A 16377-nucleotide genomic window follows, 5' to 3' on the forward strand; every position below is an offset into this window, starting at 1 on the left:
CATCGACACCGGGCACGCTCAGTTAGCCCGTCGCATGTCTGGTGCCCCGCCCGTCGCCGACTTTATCACTGATGCCGGTGCGCAGCTTGCCCATGTCCATCTGCAAGACGTCGATGGCCATGCCGACCGCCACTGGGCCCCGGGGGAAGGGGAAATCGAATGGACTGCCGTTTTTCGCGCACTAGCGACAATCGAGAGCGCCCCGAATCTGGTGCTTGAACTGCGCAACAAGGCCGACATCCCTAAGGGCTTCAAATCCCTGAGTGATCTTGGTCTGGCAGTTTGAGAAGGGCCAATCCAAAAATAGAAACGTATTGTACATGACAGAGATCCCACTTCTTCACACCAGCCGCCTGAAGTTGCGTCGAATGACGTTTGAAGATTGGCTGCCTTATGCCACTTGCATGCAATCCGAGCGCGCAAAATACATGGGCGGCCCGTTTACGACCACAGCCGCTTGGGGAGTGTTTTGCTCCGATCATGCGCAATGGGATTTTTGCGGCTGCGGTGCCCTGATGATTGAAGATCGGCAAACGGGTCTATGCCTTGGACAGGTCGGGATTAATGCCAGGCCACTTTTCCCAGAACATGAACTGGGCTGGCTGGTTTTCCCCAAAGTCGAAGGACAAGGCATCGCCTTCGAAGCCGCCACAGCATTGCGCAACTGGGCACAACAGGCGGGGGCATTTCGTTCTCTCGTAAGTTATGTCGACCCTCAAAATGAACGCTCGCGCAGACTAGCTGAGCGTTTAGGCGCGACTCAAGATGACACTGCTGCAAAGCCGGACCCAACAGACATCGTCTATCGGCACTTCTGACGAAATTCGATTTTGACCAAACTGCATAGGTTGCCTTTAGGACATCTCGGTGACCAGCAAGGCTCGCTCAATGCTCATCTTCAACGCTTGCAGAATCATATGACACCGAAATATCGTCATCCTAGTGTTACAAACTATGGCTGGGGGGCCCTATGGCGGATTACATTGCTGAACTCGACGAAATGCAAAATATCGCTGCTGTTTGGATCAAAGAGAAGTCGGCGCGGGGGCCAAGTGTTTTTGACCCAAAAAAACATATCTTTGATGCCAACAGGCCATCGGGATATTTTGGCGCTCCTAGAGAAAAAATGATGAACTGGATCGCTGACACTCAAGAGCAGAATCGACTGTTGCGTTGACGCAAGCCTACCCATTGTTCGTAACTCTGAGGCGCAACGTAACGGCTGTCGGCATCCAATGCGGCGCAACCGCAATTTCGTCTCGTGTTGCGCCTATGCGATCGGCAAGTCGCAGAGAACGTTGATTTTTGTTCTCTATGCGGATCAGCATTTCAGCAAAAGAGTCAACCTTGGGGACATGCGCAAGGTAGGCAGTTACGGCTTCAATAGCATAACCCTTTCCTTCATATGCATCCTCCCAGATCGTCCACGTCAATTCGGGCGGCTCGGCCGTATCAATCTGAAGCGCACCAACATGACCAATAGGCGGTTCTGTCGCAAATTTTGTTGGAGTTTGAGTGCGGGCATCGCCCGGACATAACTATGCTGCGAGCGCAGCAAACTGCTGAAATGCGGTGAGGCCGTTGGCATGGAGCTGCCCCTTTCGGATCATATGCGTGGTCTCGATCCCAGCCAAGGTCGCCTCGGCAGAATGGAAGGCCTTGAAGCCAAGCATTGGGCCCGTGATCCGCTTTATGAAGCGATGATCTTGTTCGATGATGTTGTTGAGGTATTTAACCTGCAGTATCTTGATGGTGTTGCATGAGCCCGTGAACTTCAGGATCACATTGACGCTTTGCAGACCCGCCAGATTAGCGCCGCTTTTGTCGATGACAACACGGTCAGGCACGCCGTTCGTGCCAATCGCGCGCTTGAAAAACCGACGGGCCGCAGCCTTGTCGCGGCGCTCAGACAGCATGAAATCAAGGGTTTTTCCTGTCTTGTCGACCGCTCGGTAATAGTAGGTCCATTTGCCCTTAACCTTGATGTAGGTTTCGTCCATGCGCCAAGATTCAGCCGTTGGCTTCTTGCGGGATTGCGCTTGTGCCGCCAGCAGCGGCGCAAACTTAACCACCCAACGGTTCAGCGTCCCATGATCAACATCAACGCCACGCTCCTCCATGATCTCCTCGAGCTCGCGGTAGGAACCAGGGTAGCGCAGATAGAAGAACACGGCGTACAAGATCGCTTCCTTTGGGAAATGTACGCCCTTGAAGTCAACCATCGCTCCGCCCCTATCGTCCGCCACCTCTGCCGCAAAATTACTGCTGCATCACGTGATCCGGCGAAAGTCAAAAAAGTTTGCGACAGAACCCATTCGGCGCGTCGCAGATTTCTGGCAGCTCCGGTGAAGGGACTGCGGGAAACGGTGCTGATCTCATCCAGTGAAGGCAACCCGCGCCGACACTGTTTCTTGGCCGGTTTGTTGTCCGGGTTACCAATGAAACAGTATCTGTGACAGTGAACTTTAACCCTGCGTCGCCAAGGAATGACGTCCACTGTTCTGTTTGATGCGCAGGTAAACTTCTGCGCCGATGAGATAAGGCAGAAAGAACCCCACGCTTTGTACCAGATCAAACCCTCCTGTGAATTGGGGGTTGGACCATAGACCGTTAGTGGCCAGATACCAAAGGCCATAGTGGACACGGTAGAACCAAGAACCCAAAGCCAGCCAGAAAAAACGCAATGCCCAAGCGTAGTGATCCGCGAAGCGCCTTGCCCTCGCGTAACGGATTGTCTGCATGGCGGTCAGCAGAACCAGTACCCCGTAGAGTGAAAAACCGATATTCATGGGCGTTCCACCGATTGTGCCCCTCAGTGGAATGTAGACGAGCCCACCCACCGCGGTCGCAACAGCAGCAATGATGATAAGCCGCCCCGACCAGCGGTGCAGCGCGGGCAAACGCCGCCGCAATAAAGCGATCAATTGGAGCGGCACCAGCACTGTAATAGCCGCTCCAGCGGCCATATGGCTAAAAATAGACAGATTGGCGATAGGATTATCGGACCGTATGTAGTGCGGCTCGGGCAGGGCATCCAGCAGACCGCCCTGCGCAAATTTTGTGGCATAAATCGCAAAGGGAAGCGTTAGCAGCACCAAAAGGACAAGCGACGACGTTTGGAGAACGTTTTTCATACACAACATTAGACAGCGTATGAAAGGTTTAAGCAACTTTATGGGAATAGACGTTTTTCACACAGAACTGATAGCAAGGTGCGTGCAAATCAGCATTTTGGTCTCAAGTTGCCGTTAGTCCCGCCTTTCATCAAGGTCCGGCCTGGGCCGGAATTTCGAGGGCCAATTTGTCATTTTCTCTGAACCCGACATTCGCTGCGCCACAGAAAACGGCAAAGTGGGCTCACTGCCGCCGAATGCATCGGCAGAAATGGTGTTCTCGGCTGACTTCCGAGAGCAGGCATTCACTCCGCTTGTACGATGACATCGTCAGCGCGGTGCTGATGTCTGGGGATGGAGGGTGGACCGGAGGGCAAATCATGCCAAGAGTCCAACTTCCAGCTGTCACCCCGAAACGCAAAGCCTGGAACAAAGGCCGAATCATCGGCCAGAAACGACCGCTCCTGCCGAAACAGGTCTGGGCGATCCGCGCGCGTCTCGAATTGGCGGGCAACCTGCGCGATCTTGCGCTGTTCAATGTGGCAATTGATAGCAAACTTCGCGGATGCGATTTGGTGAAACTGGCCGTCACCGACTTGGTGAGGGATGATCGCGTTCGCGAACGCGTGTCTGTGATCCAGAGCAAAACCAAGCTGCCCGTTCAGTTCGAACTCTCTGAAAACACGCGCGATACGATTGCCTCGTGGGTCAAGTCGCCGGAAATGATCGGCTGCCGTTTCATATTTCCCAGCCGATTTCACCACCGCCCGCACATCTCAACACGCCAATATGGACGGCTTGTGCGAGATTGGGTGGCGGCGATAGGGCTGGAACCTAGTGGATACGGCACACATTCGCTGCGCCGGACCAAAGCAACGGAGATATACCGAAAAACCGGAAATCTCAGAGCGGTTCAACTTCTGCTCGGACATACCAAGGTTGACTGCACAGTCAGATATCTTGGCGTCGAACTTGAAGATGCGCTGAGCATCGCCGAGCAAATCGACATTTGAACCATGTTGGCGGGCGGTACTTGCCGTTCGCCAATTCAGACCGGACCTACGTTCGCGCCGCAACGGTGGTTTGAATCGAGCCCGAAGCAGACGGAGCTACATTGCACTGTAACCGACTGACCCGCCCTCCTCAACCAAGCCTCCACTGACAGCGCCATCTGCCCAGTTATTAAGCCAACGGCATCAAGTTTCCCCTGACGCCGCCCATTCGACCCAAGAACTCTGCCGACGGACATTGCACGGTCAATCCAGCCCCAGATGGTCGGCAATTATGCCGAATACCATATCTGGCTGCTGTAAATGAGGACTGTGGCCCAATCCCTCCAGCATCCTGCTTGACGCAGAACCGGAACCGGCGGCAACGATGCGTTTGACTTGTTCTTCAGTGCCAAATTCATCCGCTGTTCCTTGCAGCAACAACAGTGGAGCCCGAATATCCCTCAAGAGCGGTTCAATAGACCATGACCGAAAGCTTTCGGACAGCCACAGATCGCGCCAGGGCCTGTATGCAGCATCAAGATCAATGTGCCTGTTCGCAAGACGCGTCAGAAATTCAGGCGTCGCGTCGCGGGAGGCAAGCGCGCGAACGCCATCCACGGAGCGTTACTCCACGAAAACATGCGGGGCGATTGCAATGACGCGATCCACACGGTCGGGATGATATGCGGCGGCTATCAAAGCTATGGTCGCGCCGTCCGAATGTCCCAGCAGATCAACTTTGTCGATCCCGAGCGCATCCAGCAAAGCCGGCAGCGCAAATGCTCCCTCATAATGTAGCTAGCCTGGCCCGAAGCCGGAACGCGCCGGGCTTTTGCCGCATCCGGCGCGCGAGTAGGCAATGACCCTCCGGCCATTATCAGCCAACCGTTCGCCAAGCCGGATCAAAGAGGCCCACGTTCCGAATCCATGGTGCAACAGGACCACCGGCGCGCCCTGCCCGAACTCGGCAACCTCCAAAGAGCCGCGCGCCGTCCGGACCATCCGAGTTTTTGCAGATTTGAACCGCACCTTGATATCTATACCGCCAGAACGTCGATCAGGCGCTTGCGGTCGTCATCATCGTCGCCCTCGCCCGTCAGGATCGCCTGACCGCGTTCCAGCACCATGAATCTGTCGCAAAGCGAAATCGCCTCGTGGACGTTTTGCTCCACCAGCAGGACGATGGTTCCGGCTTCGCGCATTTCGCGGATGATGGCGAAAACCTCGGCAACGATCATCGGTGCCAAGCCTTCCGAGGGCTCGTCGATCAGGACGACACGCGGTTCGGCCACCATGACACGAGCCATCGCCAGCATCTGCTGCTCGCCGCCAGACAGGGTGTTTCCGGCCTGTTTGCGGCGCTCCGCAAGGCGGGGAAACCGGTCATAAACCGTGTCTAGATGCGACTTACTGCTGCCGCCCTTGCGGCCCATCAGGCCAAGCACCAGATTTTCCTCGACGGACAGGCCGGGGAAGATTCGGCGATCCTCGGGAACTATGGCCACGCCCGCACGATTTATGGCATCGGGCGAATGCCCGGTCAACGTCTCGCCATCCAGCGTGACGGAACCGTCTGTCGGGCGCAGCCACCCGGCGATGGTTTTGAAAAACGTCGTCTTCCCGACGCCGTTGCGTCCGAACAGGCCGATAACCTCGCCGGCATCTGCCGTGAGGCTGACACCTTGCAAGACATGGGCAAGTCCGTAATGTGCATGCAATTGATCAATTTTAAGCATATCTCTCACCCGTGTCCAAAATAGGCAGCCTGGACCGCACTGTCGGCGCGAACCTCTGCCGGTATGCCTTCGGCCAGCTTGCGGCCCTGATGCATGACCACCACGTGGTCCGACAGGGACATCACCAGGCCGATGTCATGCTCGATCAGCAGAATCGTTACTTCGTCAGTCAGACTGCGGATCAACTGCGCCGTATCCTCGGTGTCGCCGTGGCTCATCCCCTGGGTCGGTTCGTCGAGCATCAGGACCTGGGGTTCAGAAGCCAGACACATCGCGATCTCCAGCCGCCGTTGTTCCCCGTGGCTGAGAGCCGCGACAATTTCATGCGCCTTTTCCGCAAAACCGAACCGCTCGATCAGTGCGGTGACCTTGTCCGCCGCGCGACCGTGTCTGCGCAGAGGCAGCAAGGCCTGCCCGAGCGGCTCCAGACGCTGGGCGGCAAGGCGCAGGTTTTCCCGGACGGTCATCTCGAAGAACAGGTTAGTGATCTGGAAAGACCGGGCCAGGCCGGCCTCCTGCAGGGCCGCAGGCCCCTTCCCGGTCACATCTTTGCCTTTGATGATAACGCGCCCGCCACTCGGTTTAAGAGCGCCGGAAATCAGGTTGAACAACGTAGTTTTGCCTGCACCGTTCGGGCCGATCACCGTGGTGATTTTATTGCGTTCGGCAGTAAAACTGACGCCGTCAACGGCCTTAAGCCCACCAAAGGCAATGCACAGACCCTCCACTTGCATGATATCGGTCATAGCGCCGTCCTTTCCGGCTCAGGCTTGGGTTGCCTTGCGCTGTTGCGCAACAGGTTGCGTTCGACGAAAGGCTTCAACATGCCAACTATGCCCTTGGGCATGAACAGGATCGCACTCATAAAGATCAGGCCAATCACGATCAGGTGGTGTTCTGTCCAACTTCCGATAACGGACTTCAGCATGGTCAGGATCACTGCGCCCCAAATCGCGCCGGCCAGAGTGCCGGCACCGCCGACGATCACCATGATCAGCGCATCGCCCGATGTCGCGAAGAACAGCAGTTCCGGCGAGACGAACCCGCGCAGCATCGGATAGAGCGCGCCGGCAAGCCCGGCGATTACAGCCGCAAGCACATAGGCGGCCATTCTGGCAGCCCATGTCGAATACCCCAGATAAGGCACGCGCTTTTCATTGGCTTTCAGCGCAATGATGATCCGGCCGAACGGCGTCCCCAGCAGGTAAGCCGACACGGAATAGAGCAGCGTTATGATCACCAGCGTAAGCAGGAAGAACCCCAGTGGATCGCCTGCTGACAGAGTGATTAAGCCGAGCGGAATTTCGATCACGGGAATGCCAATTAGGCCATCTGAGGCTCCCAGTTCCCGACTGTTATAGACAACCTTGGCGACGACCTGCGCCATGCCAAAGGTTATCAGCGCGAAATAGACGCCGCGCACACGGTTGGCGATAAGCCCGCCGACAATACCGGCCAGCAGGACGCAGACGCCCGCTGCGCCCATGGCGAGCCAGAACGACGGCTCCTCGCGCAGTACAAGCGCTGAGACATATGCCCCGATACCGAAATAGAGCGCCTGCCCAAGAGACAGAAGACCGGTGAACCCTAGAAGGATGTCGATCGATAGCGCCAGACCCCCAAGGATCAGCGCCTCGGTCGCAAGGCGCAGATAGAAAACGTCGCCGCTGAAGCTGGCGAAAGCTGCGAAAACAAGCGCCACAATAACCAGAATCCCAAAGAACACGTGGTTTGCGCGCATGGATATATCTAGACGATCATGCATGACCGATCCTCCCGAATATGCCCTGCGGGCGGAACATAAGAACAAGGACCATGACGCCGAAGACAATCGGATCGGCCCAGACGGGCGAAATGACCAAGCTTGAAATGGCCTGGACCTGCGTCAGCAGGACCCCAGCGATTACTGCACCCCAGATCGATCCCATGCCGCCGACGATAACGACGGTAAAGGCCATCAGGATGAAGTCATGACCCATTGTCGGGAAGACCGAATAGATCGGTGCCAGCAAAACCCCTGCCAGACCGGCCAGGGCCACGCCAAAGGCAAAAGCGCCTGAATAGACCCAACCGACACGGACGCCCAGCGAAGCCGCCATATTGCGATCAAAGGCTGCGGCGCGGACCATCGCGCCCAGACGGGTACGATAGACTACCAGCGCCACCGCAACGATCACCACGGCACCGATTGCAATAAGAAACAGCCTGTAGGTAGGGATGAAAACACCCAAAACCTCCGTGGCACCTGGCAACGGGTTTTCGGGGCGATGCGTGTTGGGGCCGAATACGATCTTCAGAAGGTCTTCGGCAATCATGCCCAGACCGAAGGTCAGCAGCAGGGTCGACACATGCCTGTCCCCGCCATCATAGACCCGGCGGATCAGAAAGCGTTCCGTCAGCACCCCGATTGGGATCATTAGGATCGGGACCAGCGCGATCAGCACCCAGTAGTTGAAACCCAGGGCGGAAAGCGCCAGCGCACCGAAGGCTCCCACGGCGTAGAACTCGCCGTGGGACATGTTAATTACGTCCAGAAGCCCAAAGATAATCGTCAGTCCAAGTGCCACAAGGATCACCGAGACCCCCAACGCAAGGCCATTAAGCATCTGTGGTGCCAGCACGAATTGGAGATATGAGATCAGATCGGGCATAGGGCGCTCAGAATTTGTCGCAGGTGTCAGGACCGATGGCATCTTCGCCGGCGATACTTCTTGCGATGGTGAACTGGCCGTTCTTTACTTCAACGACATACATCGGCTGTATCGCCTGATGGTCGCCTGCCCGAATGGTCTTGGTGCCTTGCGGCGTTTCCCAGGACAGACCTTCCAGCGCGGCGCGGACCGAGTCGGTGTCTGTTGCACCCGCAGCTTCGACAGCCGCCTTGTAGGCGAACAGCAAACCATAGCTGTCGGCACCGTACAGGTCCGGATCAGCACCGTTCCTCTCGCGGAATGCCTCGGTAAAGGCTTTATTCTCCGGGGAGTCGATAAGCACGGAATACCCAACGCCGGTAATGAACCCTTCGGCCGCAGCACCGATCGCATTGATGTTCTGCGCTGTCACGGTACCCGATGCACCAAGGATGGTGAGGCCTTCGCTAACGCCGAAATCGTTCATTTGTGTGAACAGACGCACGGTGTCATTGCCGGCGACCGATGTATAGAGGACATCGGGACGTGCCGCACGCAACTGACCGAAATACTGCGAATAGTCCTTTGAGTCGAGCGGAGCAAAAACCTCGCCGGTCGATGTCGCACCGACACTTTCGGCTCTCTCTTTGAACGCGGCGACGGTGGAGCGGCCCATTTCATAGTCCGGACCAAGGTAATAGACTTTTGCTCCCGGTTTTTCCTGCTTTAGCCATGCCGCAAGCGCCTCCGATTGCTGGCCCGCGCGGGCGTTGACTCGAAAGACGTTCGGTGAACAACCGGAACCGGTGATCGCATCTGAAAACGACACGGTCGTCGCGATCAGCTTGTCGGCCCGATCAGCGACTTGGCCCACAGCCAGCGTGGCTCCGGAATTGACGGTACCGGTTAAGAAGTCAACGTTGTCGACCGTGAACAGTTTCTCTGCCTTGGTGACGGCAACGGCGGGATTTGCCTCACTGTCCTCATAGACAAGTTCGATCTGACGACCAGCGATCCCGCCGGCAGCGTTGATCTCTTCCACCGACTGGTCTATGCCCCAGCGGACCTGCTGACCGATGCCGGCATAGGTGCCGGACAGAGGCGTAAGCACACCGATCTTGATAGTTTCCTGCGCGTAGGCGCTGGACGCCAGCAGCATCGCTATTGTTGTCGTCGTTAAAAGGTTATGTTTCATCAGGTTTCCTCCCAGAAGTTTTTAGGTGTTTCATTCAGCATCCGCGGAATGCTGGGCTGCGTTTTTCGTGAAAAGCGAGAACGCCTTCTGCGAAATCTTCGGATTGGCGCAGGCGGCTATAACAGTGGCCCTCCAACTCAATTCCTGTGGCGACAGTCGCATTCTCGCTGTCGTTCAGAAGTTTCTTGGCCGTGCGTTGCGCCAGCGGCGAAAACACCACCAGCTCTGCAACCAGCGCGTCGGTCGCTGCGACCAGTTGGTCAACTGCCACGCAGTCGACGACAATGCCCCAGTCGCGCGCCTGCTCGCCGGATATCCGGCGCGAGCGCATGACGACGTCTTTGGTGCGGGCAAGGCCGATCAGGCCCATCAGGCGGGCGGACCCGCCAGAGCCAGGAATCTGGCCGAGCTTCTGTTCCGGCAGGGCATAGCGCGTGCCGGGCGTGGCAATCCGGAAGTCGCATGCCAGCGAAATTTCAAAGCCGACGCCGAACGTGTAGCCCTGATTGGCCGCAATCACAGGTTTCGCGCAGCGCCAGGGCGCGGCGATATTGTCCGCAAGATGGCTGACATGCTCGGGCGAGGCATCAAGGAAACCTCTGATGTAACCGCCCGACGAGAAATTGTCCCCCTCGGCGCGCAGGACAATAACCCGGACCCGATCGTCCGCATCCAGTTCCTCGAAAGCCACCCGAAGCTCGTCCCGCTGCCCCATCGAAATGACGTTCATCGGCGGGCGAGACAGAATGATGTCGCCGCGTTGGCGTTCCGGGTCAATCTCGACCCGGAACCCGTCAAGGTCGCTTAGGCGGGAGTCTGTTGAAGTGTCGGTCATTATTTTCTCCTGAAAGGCTATTTCTCGACACCAGAGGCGTCAGTGGTTTCGGGGTTGTATTTGCCGGTCGCCAGAACGCGGCGCAGCAGCTTACCGACCGGCGATTTCGGCAGATCGGTGACAAAGACGATGCGGCGGGGTCGCTTGTATCCGGCAAGCCCCGAATTCCGGCAGTGACTGTCGATTTCATCAGGCGTTATCGGGCCGGAGCGGCGCACGAAGGCGGTTACGACATTGCCCCAACGTTCATCCGGCATCCCGACAACCGCACATTCGCTGACGCCTGGCAGTAAGGACAGGCAGCTTTCAACCTCGACCGGGCTGACGTTCTCCCCGCCCGATATGATCATGTCATCCACACGGCCGGTCACGAACAGGTCGCCGTCCGCATCCATACGGCCCAGGTCACCTGTGAAATACCATCCGTCGCGCAGCGCCTTGGCGTCTGACTCGGGCCGGCGCCAGTATCCTTCAAAGGCCTCATCCCCTGCCAGGGTTGCGATGATCTCGCCTTCTTGGCCTGCGCTCACCTCGGCCCTCGGGTCGCCGCTGCCGACGGTCACTATACGCAGATGCTGATTCAAACCGGCGCGTCCGGCAGAGCCCTGTTTGAGAGTTGCATTCTGGTTGATTGAAAACGTGTAAACTTCTGAAGAACCATAGTGGTTGACGAACAGGTCTGGCTTGAAAGCGACGTTCAGACGGCGCAACAGTCCGTCAGTCATCGACGCGCCGGCAAAGCCCAGCCTGCGGACCGAGGAGATGTCAGTCGTTGCGAAATCTTCATGCGCCAGCATATCGTGATAGAGCGTCGGAACCAGATAAAGGCTTGAAATAGCGTGATCCTCTATCAATCGAAGCGCAGTTTTCACATGAAAACGCGGCAGGCAGACAAAGCGTCCTCCCAGCAACATCACAGCCAGCAGCGACCGCACACCCATCGTATGATAGAGAGGCATGACGCCTAGCGTGCGCTCACCCTGCGGCATTAGGTTCTGTGCCACATGCGCCAACGCTGCAGCGCGTTCGGTTCGGTGCCTTCGCGGCACGCCCTTTGGCTTCGCCGTGGTACCGGAGGTGTAGAACATCAGAGACAGGTCGTCCGGTCCGGCCGCGGGCGTCGCGTCGGCCTGAGCCTGGTACAATTCGGCGATATCGGTTGCGTCCGCGCAGTTGGCTCCAACAGAAATCCACGGCATTCCCGGAGCCCTGAGCGAACCTTTGACAGCGTCTTCGCTGGAGGCGTCGAAAACTAGCGCCGTGCCTTCTGCGTCATCCAGCACGAAATCAAGTTCATCCGGTGTCACACGCCAGTTGATCGGAACGATGACCACGCCCGCAAACTGGCAGGCCCAGTGTAGCGTTGCCGCGTCTACGGTGTTTTGCAGGGCCGTGACCAACCGATCGCCCTTTTTCAGACCCACGCGGTGCAATCCATCGGCCAGAGCCGCGACACGCGGCAGCCATTCGGCGTAGGTCAATTGAAGGTCGCCATCAACCAGCGCAACTGCATTCGGGTCACGGGCCACAGAGGCCAGAAATGATCTGCCGAGATCAAGCATTCAAACGCTCCTTTTGCAGAATTTTAGCCGCTTCCATCGCGGCAGTGACAATCGGCTCGTATCCGGTACAGCGACACAGATGGCCGGCAAGCGCGTCGCGGATTTCGGTTTCGCCAGCCTCAGGATGACCGCGCAACAGTGTGTCGAGAGACATTAGGATACCCGCCGTGCAAAACCCGCATTGCAGTGCATGATGACGGCGAAATGAATTTTGCAGGACGGACAGGGAGCCTGGCTCTGGTGCCAGATGTTCCACGGTTTCGATTTCGGCTCCGTCGGCCTGCACTGCCAGTGTCAGGCAGCTACGGGCGAGGCCGCCGTCCATGCGCACCGTACACGCTCCGCAGACGCCGTGTTCACAGCCAACATGGGTGCCCTTGGCGCCAAGAACGTGGCGAATAAAATCGGACAGCAGCATGCGGGGCTCCGCCTCTGCATGTACCGGTTTTCCATTCAGTTTCAGACTGATGGCATGCGTTTGGTCAGCAATCAGGCGGCGCATTGGCGGGCCTCCGTTATGGTTTTGCGCCCCAGTCGCCGCACAAGATCCCGGCGGTAGCGGGCGGTGGCGTGGAGATCGTTGCGGGCATCGAGCGACCAAGCGAGATCGTTGAGCGCGTCGTCGACCTGCCGCTCATCCAGCGAGGACCAATCGCGCACCAGCGGCGTGTCGTTGACGCCGCCGATGGCTAGCCGTAGTCGGTCGCCGGTGGCGATTGCGGCAACGGAAACAATGGCAAAATCGCCGTGGCGTATGCCTACCTCGTTGAACGCGTGTCCGGTGCCTTCTTGGGAGAGCGGGAAGCTGACCGCTTCGATCATCTCGTCCGGTCTGGCGGCCGTCTGCATCATACCAGTGAAAAATTCGGCAGCGGGAAGGCGGCGCGCACGGCGCCCGCGCAGATGTACCGTGCCGTCGAGGGCCACCAGAGCCAAAGCGATTTCCGCAGACGGATCAGCATGCGCGACAGAGCCGCAAACCGTACCCCGTGCCCGTGTTTGGACGTGACCGACCCACGGCAGAGCGGCGGCCAGCAAGGGCACTTCCGACAGGAGATCCTGTCGATTTAAAAGAGACGCTTGACGCACGGCGAAGGGCACGACCAGTTGACCGCGCTCAACTCGTATCTCGGCACCGCCCGCCACATGCATTACGTCCACAAGCAGGGTCGGCCGCGCAAGGCGCATGTTCAGCATTGCGACCAGCGACTGGCCACCGGCGATGACCCGGGCGCCTTCGCCTTCGGCAGCCAGCGCTGCCTGTGCCTCCTGAACCGTGCCAGCCCGCAAATAGTCAAAGGGAGCAGGTTTCATTTACCATCTCCGATCCATACGAACAGACGTGCAAAAAGACTCCGCTGGCCACCGGCCCGACGACCTAGGGCCGTAAAGAACTGCCCGAGCACGATGCGCGCCGCACCATCCAGCAGGCGACCGCCCACGGAGGCGACCTTGCCACCGACACGGGCTTCGTATTCATAGGCGATCTCGGTTCCGCCATCAGGCAGCACGGTCAAACTGACGCGTCCCGTTCCCTCACCCATGCCAAGCGCACCGGCGGCACGCCCCGTCAAGAGGGCGGAGCTTGGCGGATCAAGCTCGCTGAGCGCGACATCGATCTTGTAGCGGCCCTTTACCGGGCCAACACCAAGGGTCACATCGGCGCTGAACCGATCTTCGCTAGGCCGGGTGACGCCGTGGGCCCCTGGAATAATCGCTGCAAGTTGTTCCGGGTCCATCAACAGATCCCAGATTGCCTGTGGCGACGCGGACACCTTGGCTCTGCCCCGCCCCGTCAGGCCCTTGCCTGTCGTAGGTGCGGCGGGTTGGTAGCCTTCCGGTGCTGCAGGTTCGGCGTCCAGAAATTCGGCAATACGCGCGGGCGTCAGCGGCAGGACAAGGTCGACCGCGCCACACTTCGGCGCCAGTGCGTCGGCGACGGCATTGGCTACGCAGACCGGCGTCGACATGCAGTTGCCCTCTCCGACACCTTTGGCACCGGTCAGCGTCAGCGGCGACGGCGTTTCGATATGCAGGATATCCAAGGTCGGGATTTCCAGAACGGTCGGCACCGGATAATCCGCGAAGGTGCCTGCCAGAAAGGCGCCGTCCGGACCGTAGGCGAACTCTTCGAACAGAGATGCGCCGATCGCCTGCGCGAAAGCGCCGCGAATTTGTCCTTCGACCATGCCGGCATGCAGAACGCGCCCACAGTCATGCATAGTAACATAACGGTCGACCCGAACCTGACCGGAGACCGCGTCGATCTCTACACCACAGAAATCAAAGATAAAGGAATGACACAGCGAGGAGTTGATCCCATCCTCGCCAGTAGGTGCCGCCAATTCTCCGGGCGACCAGATCGCTGTTTCACGAACTACGGGGTCCATATCGTCGGGCAGCGTTCCCGGAGCCCAATGGCTGGCCGAGGCGATACGCGCAAAGGATATGCTGGCTTCAGGGTTGCCATTCAGATGTACGCGCCCTCCGGCAAAGACGATATCTTCCGGCCGGCCGTTCAGTTGCCCCGCAGCGATCCGCGCGAGGCGATGGCGCAGTCTGTCGGCGGCAAGTTGCACTGCCGAAAGAGTGGAGGCTGCAAACCGGCTGGAATAGTTGCCGGCGGCGATGGACCAGGCATCCTTGGCGGTATCAAATTCGGCAACAACCCTGACATCTTTGGAGCGAAGTCCCAGAACACCGCTCACCAGTTTCGCCGCTACCGTCTGGTGCCCCTGTCCTTGCGGCACGCTGTCTATTTGCACAGTCACAGATCCCACTGGATCCAGCGAGATCGTAGCTGCAGCATGCGCGCCGTTTTTCGGGCCAGATTTGGCGCGCTGCGCCGGCGTCAGCGCCGTGGAAAGATAGCCCATGTTCGAAACAGACGGCTCGACTGCGGCAGTCAGGCCGATGCCATAGATCCGCCCCGCGGCGCGCGCCAGATCACGTCGAGACAACAGCTCGCCATAACGGCCGTCATTCAGTGCAACATCGAAGGCGCGGACATAATCGCCCGAGTCATACGTGGTTCCGCTGGCTGTCCGGTAGGGAAAAGAACTAATCAGGTTGCGGCGTATGACGTCAAGCGGATCAAGTTCCAGTTCGTGGGCGATCCTCTGCATTAGCCGTTCCAGCGCGTAGTAGATCTGCGGCCCTCCAAAACCCCGGTTGAGGCCAGTTGGCGTCTTGTTGGTCATCACGATCCGGTTTCGAACCGAAAGGTTCGCAATGTCGTAAGCACCGCAAAGATTACCGTGCATCCGGTAGAGCGTTGCCGGTTCAGGGGCACGCAGATAGGCTCCGACATCTTCGATCTGATCCCAGAACAGAGCCGTCACGCGGCCGTCCGGCTCGACGGCGGCTTGCAGTTCGACGACGCGGTTGGTCGCAGACACCGACGCGGTAAGGTGCTCAAGACGGTCTTCGATCCACTTCACGGGGCGGGCCGCGATGCGGGCGCAGGCAGCCATCAGAACGATATAGGGGAATACTCCCTGCTTGACCCCGAAACTGCCGCCGGAATTCGGCGGGGTGCGCAGTCGCAGCTTGCTTCCAGGAACCTTCAGCGCACGCGCGATTACGGGATGAATCGAAAACGGACCCTGGAAGTTCGCCTGAATGTCATATCCGGTACCGTGCGGATCGTATTCGGCCAGAACCCCGTAGGTTTCCATCGGCGTGCAGGAATTGCGGGGATAGCGGACCTTGACCGCGATGCAGCGTGGAGCAGCCTCGCGGGCGGATTCTGGGTCACCATAGCGGAATGTGCGTTCCGAACCGAGGTTGTTTTCAAGTTCTTCGTGCAGGACATACGCGTTCATGTCCAAGGCGGCCTCAGGGTCGATCACCGGCGGTAACGGGGTGTAGGTCACCTCGATCAGGTCAAGCGCATCTTCGGCAACATAACGGTCTTCGGCCAGCACAACCACCACCGGTTCCCCGACATATCGCGCGCGATCCACAGCCATCGGCCAGCACTTGATCGGAATTTTGACGCCGACCATCAGCGGTTCCGACACCTTGGCCAGGGCGGTGCCGTCGATTACGGCAGCCACACCGGGCAAGGCGCGGGCGCGACTACTATCTATCGAGACAATGCTGGCATGGGCATGAGGAGAGCGCAGAATAGCGGCGTGCAACGTGCCTACGGCAAAGGGCAGGTCATCAATGAATTGTGCCGATCCAGACAGGAGCGCGCCATCCTCGATGCGCTCTTCCACGTCCGCTGTCTTTGTATCAAATGCCATTAATGGCAGCCTCCCTGATGAGCGTATTCAAGCTCTTATCAGGGACGATGGACTACAATCCGGC

18 protein-coding genes and 1 pseudogene are annotated in these 16377 nt (G+C 58.4%); 4 read left to right on the top strand and 15 right to left on the bottom strand.

What is annotated here, in order from left to right; genetic code table 11:
• The 3 genes from ACSQ13_RS00315 to ACSQ13_RS00325 all read left to right on the top strand — a co-directional run.
• Nucleotides 1-286 (top strand): sugar phosphate isomerase/epimerase family protein (locus ACSQ13_RS00315; RefSeq protein WP_435988051.1); only part of this gene is annotated, 286 nt, incomplete at its 5' end.
• Nucleotides 287-320: 34 nt separating this feature from the next.
• Nucleotides 321-818: a GNAT family N-acetyltransferase gene (locus tag ACSQ13_RS00320; RefSeq protein ID WP_295512868.1), complete on the top strand. Its 498-nt coding sequence runs from the start codon at nucleotides 321-323 to the stop codon at nucleotides 816-818.
• A gap of 152 nt (nucleotides 819-970) precedes the next feature.
• A complete protein-coding gene (locus ACSQ13_RS00325) occupies nucleotides 971-1177 on the top strand; it encodes a hypothetical protein (RefSeq protein ID WP_295512867.1) in 207 nt (68 codons plus the stop codon).
• Between the two features lie 7 nt (nucleotides 1178-1184).
• Here ACSQ13_RS00325 and ACSQ13_RS00330 read toward each other — a convergent pair whose 3' ends face one another.
• From ACSQ13_RS00330 to ACSQ13_RS00340, 3 genes are all read right to left on the bottom strand, one after another.
• Nucleotides 1185-1481, bottom strand: coding sequence for a GNAT family N-acetyltransferase (locus ACSQ13_RS00330; RefSeq protein ID WP_367268373.1), 297 nt, complete (start codon nucleotides 1479-1481; stop codon nucleotides 1185-1187).
• A 57-nt stretch (nucleotides 1482-1538) separates the two neighbouring features.
• Nucleotides 1539-2222: an IS6 family transposase gene (locus ACSQ13_RS00335; protein WP_435988052.1), complete on the bottom strand. Its 684-nt coding sequence runs from the start codon at nucleotides 2220-2222 to the stop codon at nucleotides 1539-1541.
• A 243-nt stretch (nucleotides 2223-2465) separates the two neighbouring features.
• Nucleotides 2466-3134 (bottom strand): DUF2306 domain-containing protein, encoded by a 669-nt coding sequence (locus ACSQ13_RS00340; protein WP_295509710.1) that lies wholly within the window; start codon nucleotides 3132-3134, stop codon nucleotides 2466-2468.
• A gap of 359 nt (nucleotides 3135-3493) precedes the next feature.
• On the opposite strand from ACSQ13_RS00340, the gene ACSQ13_RS00345 reads away from it, so the two are divergent.
• Nucleotides 3494-4126, top strand: coding sequence for a tyrosine-type recombinase/integrase (locus tag ACSQ13_RS00345; protein WP_295509717.1), 633 nt, complete (start codon nucleotides 3494-3496; stop codon nucleotides 4124-4126).
• 243 nt (nucleotides 4127-4369) lie between these two features.
• Here the strand turns inward: ACSQ13_RS00345 and ACSQ13_RS00350 are convergent, their stop codons facing one another.
• The 12 genes and pseudogenes from ACSQ13_RS00350 to ACSQ13_RS00405 all read right to left on the bottom strand — a co-directional run bounded on the left by ACSQ13_RS00350 (nucleotide 4370) and on the right by ACSQ13_RS00405 (nucleotide 16313).
• Nucleotides 4370-4723, bottom strand: coding sequence for an alpha/beta fold hydrolase (locus tag ACSQ13_RS00350; protein ID WP_295509707.1), 354 nt, complete (start codon nucleotides 4721-4723; stop codon nucleotides 4370-4372).
• Nucleotides 4724-4729: 6 nt separating this feature from the next.
• Nucleotides 4730-5107, bottom strand: a pseudogene (locus tag ACSQ13_RS00355) (alpha/beta fold hydrolase).
• A 35-nt stretch (nucleotides 5108-5142) separates the two neighbouring features.
• On the bottom strand, nucleotides 5143-5841 hold the full coding sequence (locus ACSQ13_RS00360) for an ABC transporter ATP-binding protein (RefSeq protein WP_295509704.1): 699 nt from the start codon (nucleotides 5839-5841) through the stop codon (nucleotides 5143-5145).
• Nucleotides 5842-5846: 5 nt separating this feature from the next.
• The gene (locus ACSQ13_RS00365; RefSeq protein WP_295509702.1) at nucleotides 5847-6587 is read right to left on the bottom strand and encodes an ABC transporter ATP-binding protein; all 741 of its coding nucleotides are present in this window, start codon (nucleotides 6585-6587) and stop codon (nucleotides 5847-5849) included.
• On the bottom strand, nucleotides 6584-7606 hold the full coding sequence (locus ACSQ13_RS00370; protein ID WP_295509699.1) for a branched-chain amino acid ABC transporter permease: 1023 nt from the start codon (nucleotides 7604-7606) through the stop codon (nucleotides 6584-6586). The genes ACSQ13_RS00365 and ACSQ13_RS00370 overlap by 4 nt, the downstream gene beginning before the upstream one ends.
• Nucleotides 7599-8492 (bottom strand): branched-chain amino acid ABC transporter permease, encoded by an 894-nt coding sequence (locus ACSQ13_RS00375; protein ID WP_295509697.1) that lies wholly within the window; start codon nucleotides 8490-8492, stop codon nucleotides 7599-7601. Before ACSQ13_RS00375 ends, ACSQ13_RS00370 begins: the two co-directional genes overlap by 8 nt.
• 7 nt (nucleotides 8493-8499) lie before the next feature.
• Entirely contained in the window at nucleotides 8500-9666 is a 1167-nt protein-coding gene (locus ACSQ13_RS00380; RefSeq protein ID WP_295509695.1) for an ABC transporter substrate-binding protein, read from the bottom strand.
• A 34-nt stretch (nucleotides 9667-9700) separates the two neighbouring features.
• Nucleotides 9701-10501 carry an enoyl-CoA hydratase/isomerase family protein gene (locus tag ACSQ13_RS00385; RefSeq protein WP_295509692.1) on the bottom strand — a complete coding sequence of 267 codons (801 nt, stop codon included), beginning with the start codon at nucleotides 10499-10501 and terminating at the stop codon, nucleotides 9701-9703.
• A 17-nt stretch (nucleotides 10502-10518) separates the two neighbouring features.
• Nucleotides 10519-12063, bottom strand: a complete 1545-nt coding sequence (locus tag ACSQ13_RS00390) for an AMP-binding protein (RefSeq protein ID WP_295509690.1) — start codon at nucleotides 12061-12063, stop codon at nucleotides 10519-10521.
• Nucleotides 12056-12565: a (2Fe-2S)-binding protein gene (locus ACSQ13_RS00395; RefSeq protein ID WP_295509688.1), complete on the bottom strand. Its 510-nt coding sequence runs from the start codon at nucleotides 12563-12565 to the stop codon at nucleotides 12056-12058. Before ACSQ13_RS00395 ends, ACSQ13_RS00390 begins: the two co-directional genes overlap by 8 nt.
• Entirely contained in the window at nucleotides 12553-13377 is an 825-nt protein-coding gene (locus ACSQ13_RS00400) for an FAD binding domain-containing protein (RefSeq protein WP_295509686.1), read from the bottom strand. Before ACSQ13_RS00400 ends, ACSQ13_RS00395 begins: the two co-directional genes overlap by 13 nt.
• Nucleotides 13374-16313: a xanthine dehydrogenase family protein molybdopterin-binding subunit gene (locus tag ACSQ13_RS00405; RefSeq protein WP_295509684.1), complete on the bottom strand. Its 2940-nt coding sequence runs from the start codon at nucleotides 16311-16313 to the stop codon at nucleotides 13374-13376. Before ACSQ13_RS00405 ends, ACSQ13_RS00400 begins: the two co-directional genes overlap by 4 nt.
• Nucleotides 16314-16377 lie beyond the last annotated feature (64 nt).

This window comes from Sulfitobacter sp. SH22, assembly GCF_965641905.1.
Classification (GTDB): Bacteria; Pseudomonadota; Alphaproteobacteria; order Rhodobacterales; family Rhodobacteraceae; genus Sulfitobacter.

Bases quoted from the DNA above. Each gene is read 5' to 3' on its own strand.
- ACSQ13_RS00320 (WP_295512868.1), top strand. From the start codon at position 321: ATGACAGAGATCCCACTTCTTCACACCAGCCGCCTGAAGTTGCGTCGA.
- ACSQ13_RS00325 (WP_295512867.1), top strand. From the start codon at position 971: ATGGCGGATTACATTGCTGAACTCGACGAAATGCAAAATATCGCTGCT.
- ACSQ13_RS00335 (WP_435988052.1), bottom strand. From the start codon at position 2,222: ATGGTTGACTTCAAGGGCGTACATTTCCCAAAGGAAGCGATCTTGTAC.
- ACSQ13_RS00340 (WP_295509710.1), bottom strand. From the start codon at position 3,134: ATGAAAAACGTTCTCCAAACGTCGTCGCTTGTCCTTTTGGTGCTGCTA.
- ACSQ13_RS00345 (WP_295509717.1), top strand. From the start codon at position 3,494: ATGCCAAGAGTCCAACTTCCAGCTGTCACCCCGAAACGCAAAGCCTGG.
- ACSQ13_RS00360 (WP_295509704.1), bottom strand. From the start codon at position 5,841: ATGCTTAAAATTGATCAATTGCATGCACATTACGGACTTGCCCATGTC.
- ACSQ13_RS00365 (WP_295509702.1), bottom strand. From the start codon at position 6,587: ATGACCGATATCATGCAAGTGGAGGGTCTGTGCATTGCCTTTGGTGGG.
- ACSQ13_RS00370 (WP_295509699.1), bottom strand. From the start codon at position 7,606: ATGCATGATCGTCTAGATATATCCATGCGCGCAAACCACGTGTTCTTT.
- ACSQ13_RS00375 (WP_295509697.1), bottom strand. From the start codon at position 8,492: ATGCCCGATCTGATCTCATATCTCCAATTCGTGCTGGCACCACAGATG.
- ACSQ13_RS00380 (WP_295509695.1), bottom strand. From the start codon at position 9,666: ATGAAACATAACCTTTTAACGACGACAACAATAGCGATGCTGCTGGCG.
- ACSQ13_RS00385 (WP_295509692.1), bottom strand. From the start codon at position 10,501: ATGACCGACACTTCAACAGACTCCCGCCTAAGCGACCTTGACGGGTTC.
- ACSQ13_RS00390 (WP_295509690.1), bottom strand. From the start codon at position 12,063: ATGCTTGATCTCGGCAGATCATTTCTGGCCTCTGTGGCCCGTGACCCG.
- ACSQ13_RS00395 (WP_295509688.1), bottom strand. From the start codon at position 12,565: ATGCGCCGCCTGATTGCTGACCAAACGCATGCCATCAGTCTGAAACTG.
- ACSQ13_RS00400 (WP_295509686.1), bottom strand. From the start codon at position 13,377: ATGAAACCTGCTCCCTTTGACTATTTGCGGGCTGGCACGGTTCAGGAG.
- ACSQ13_RS00405 (WP_295509684.1), bottom strand. From the start codon at position 16,313: ATGGCATTTGATACAAAGACAGCGGACGTGGAAGAGCGCATCGAGGAT.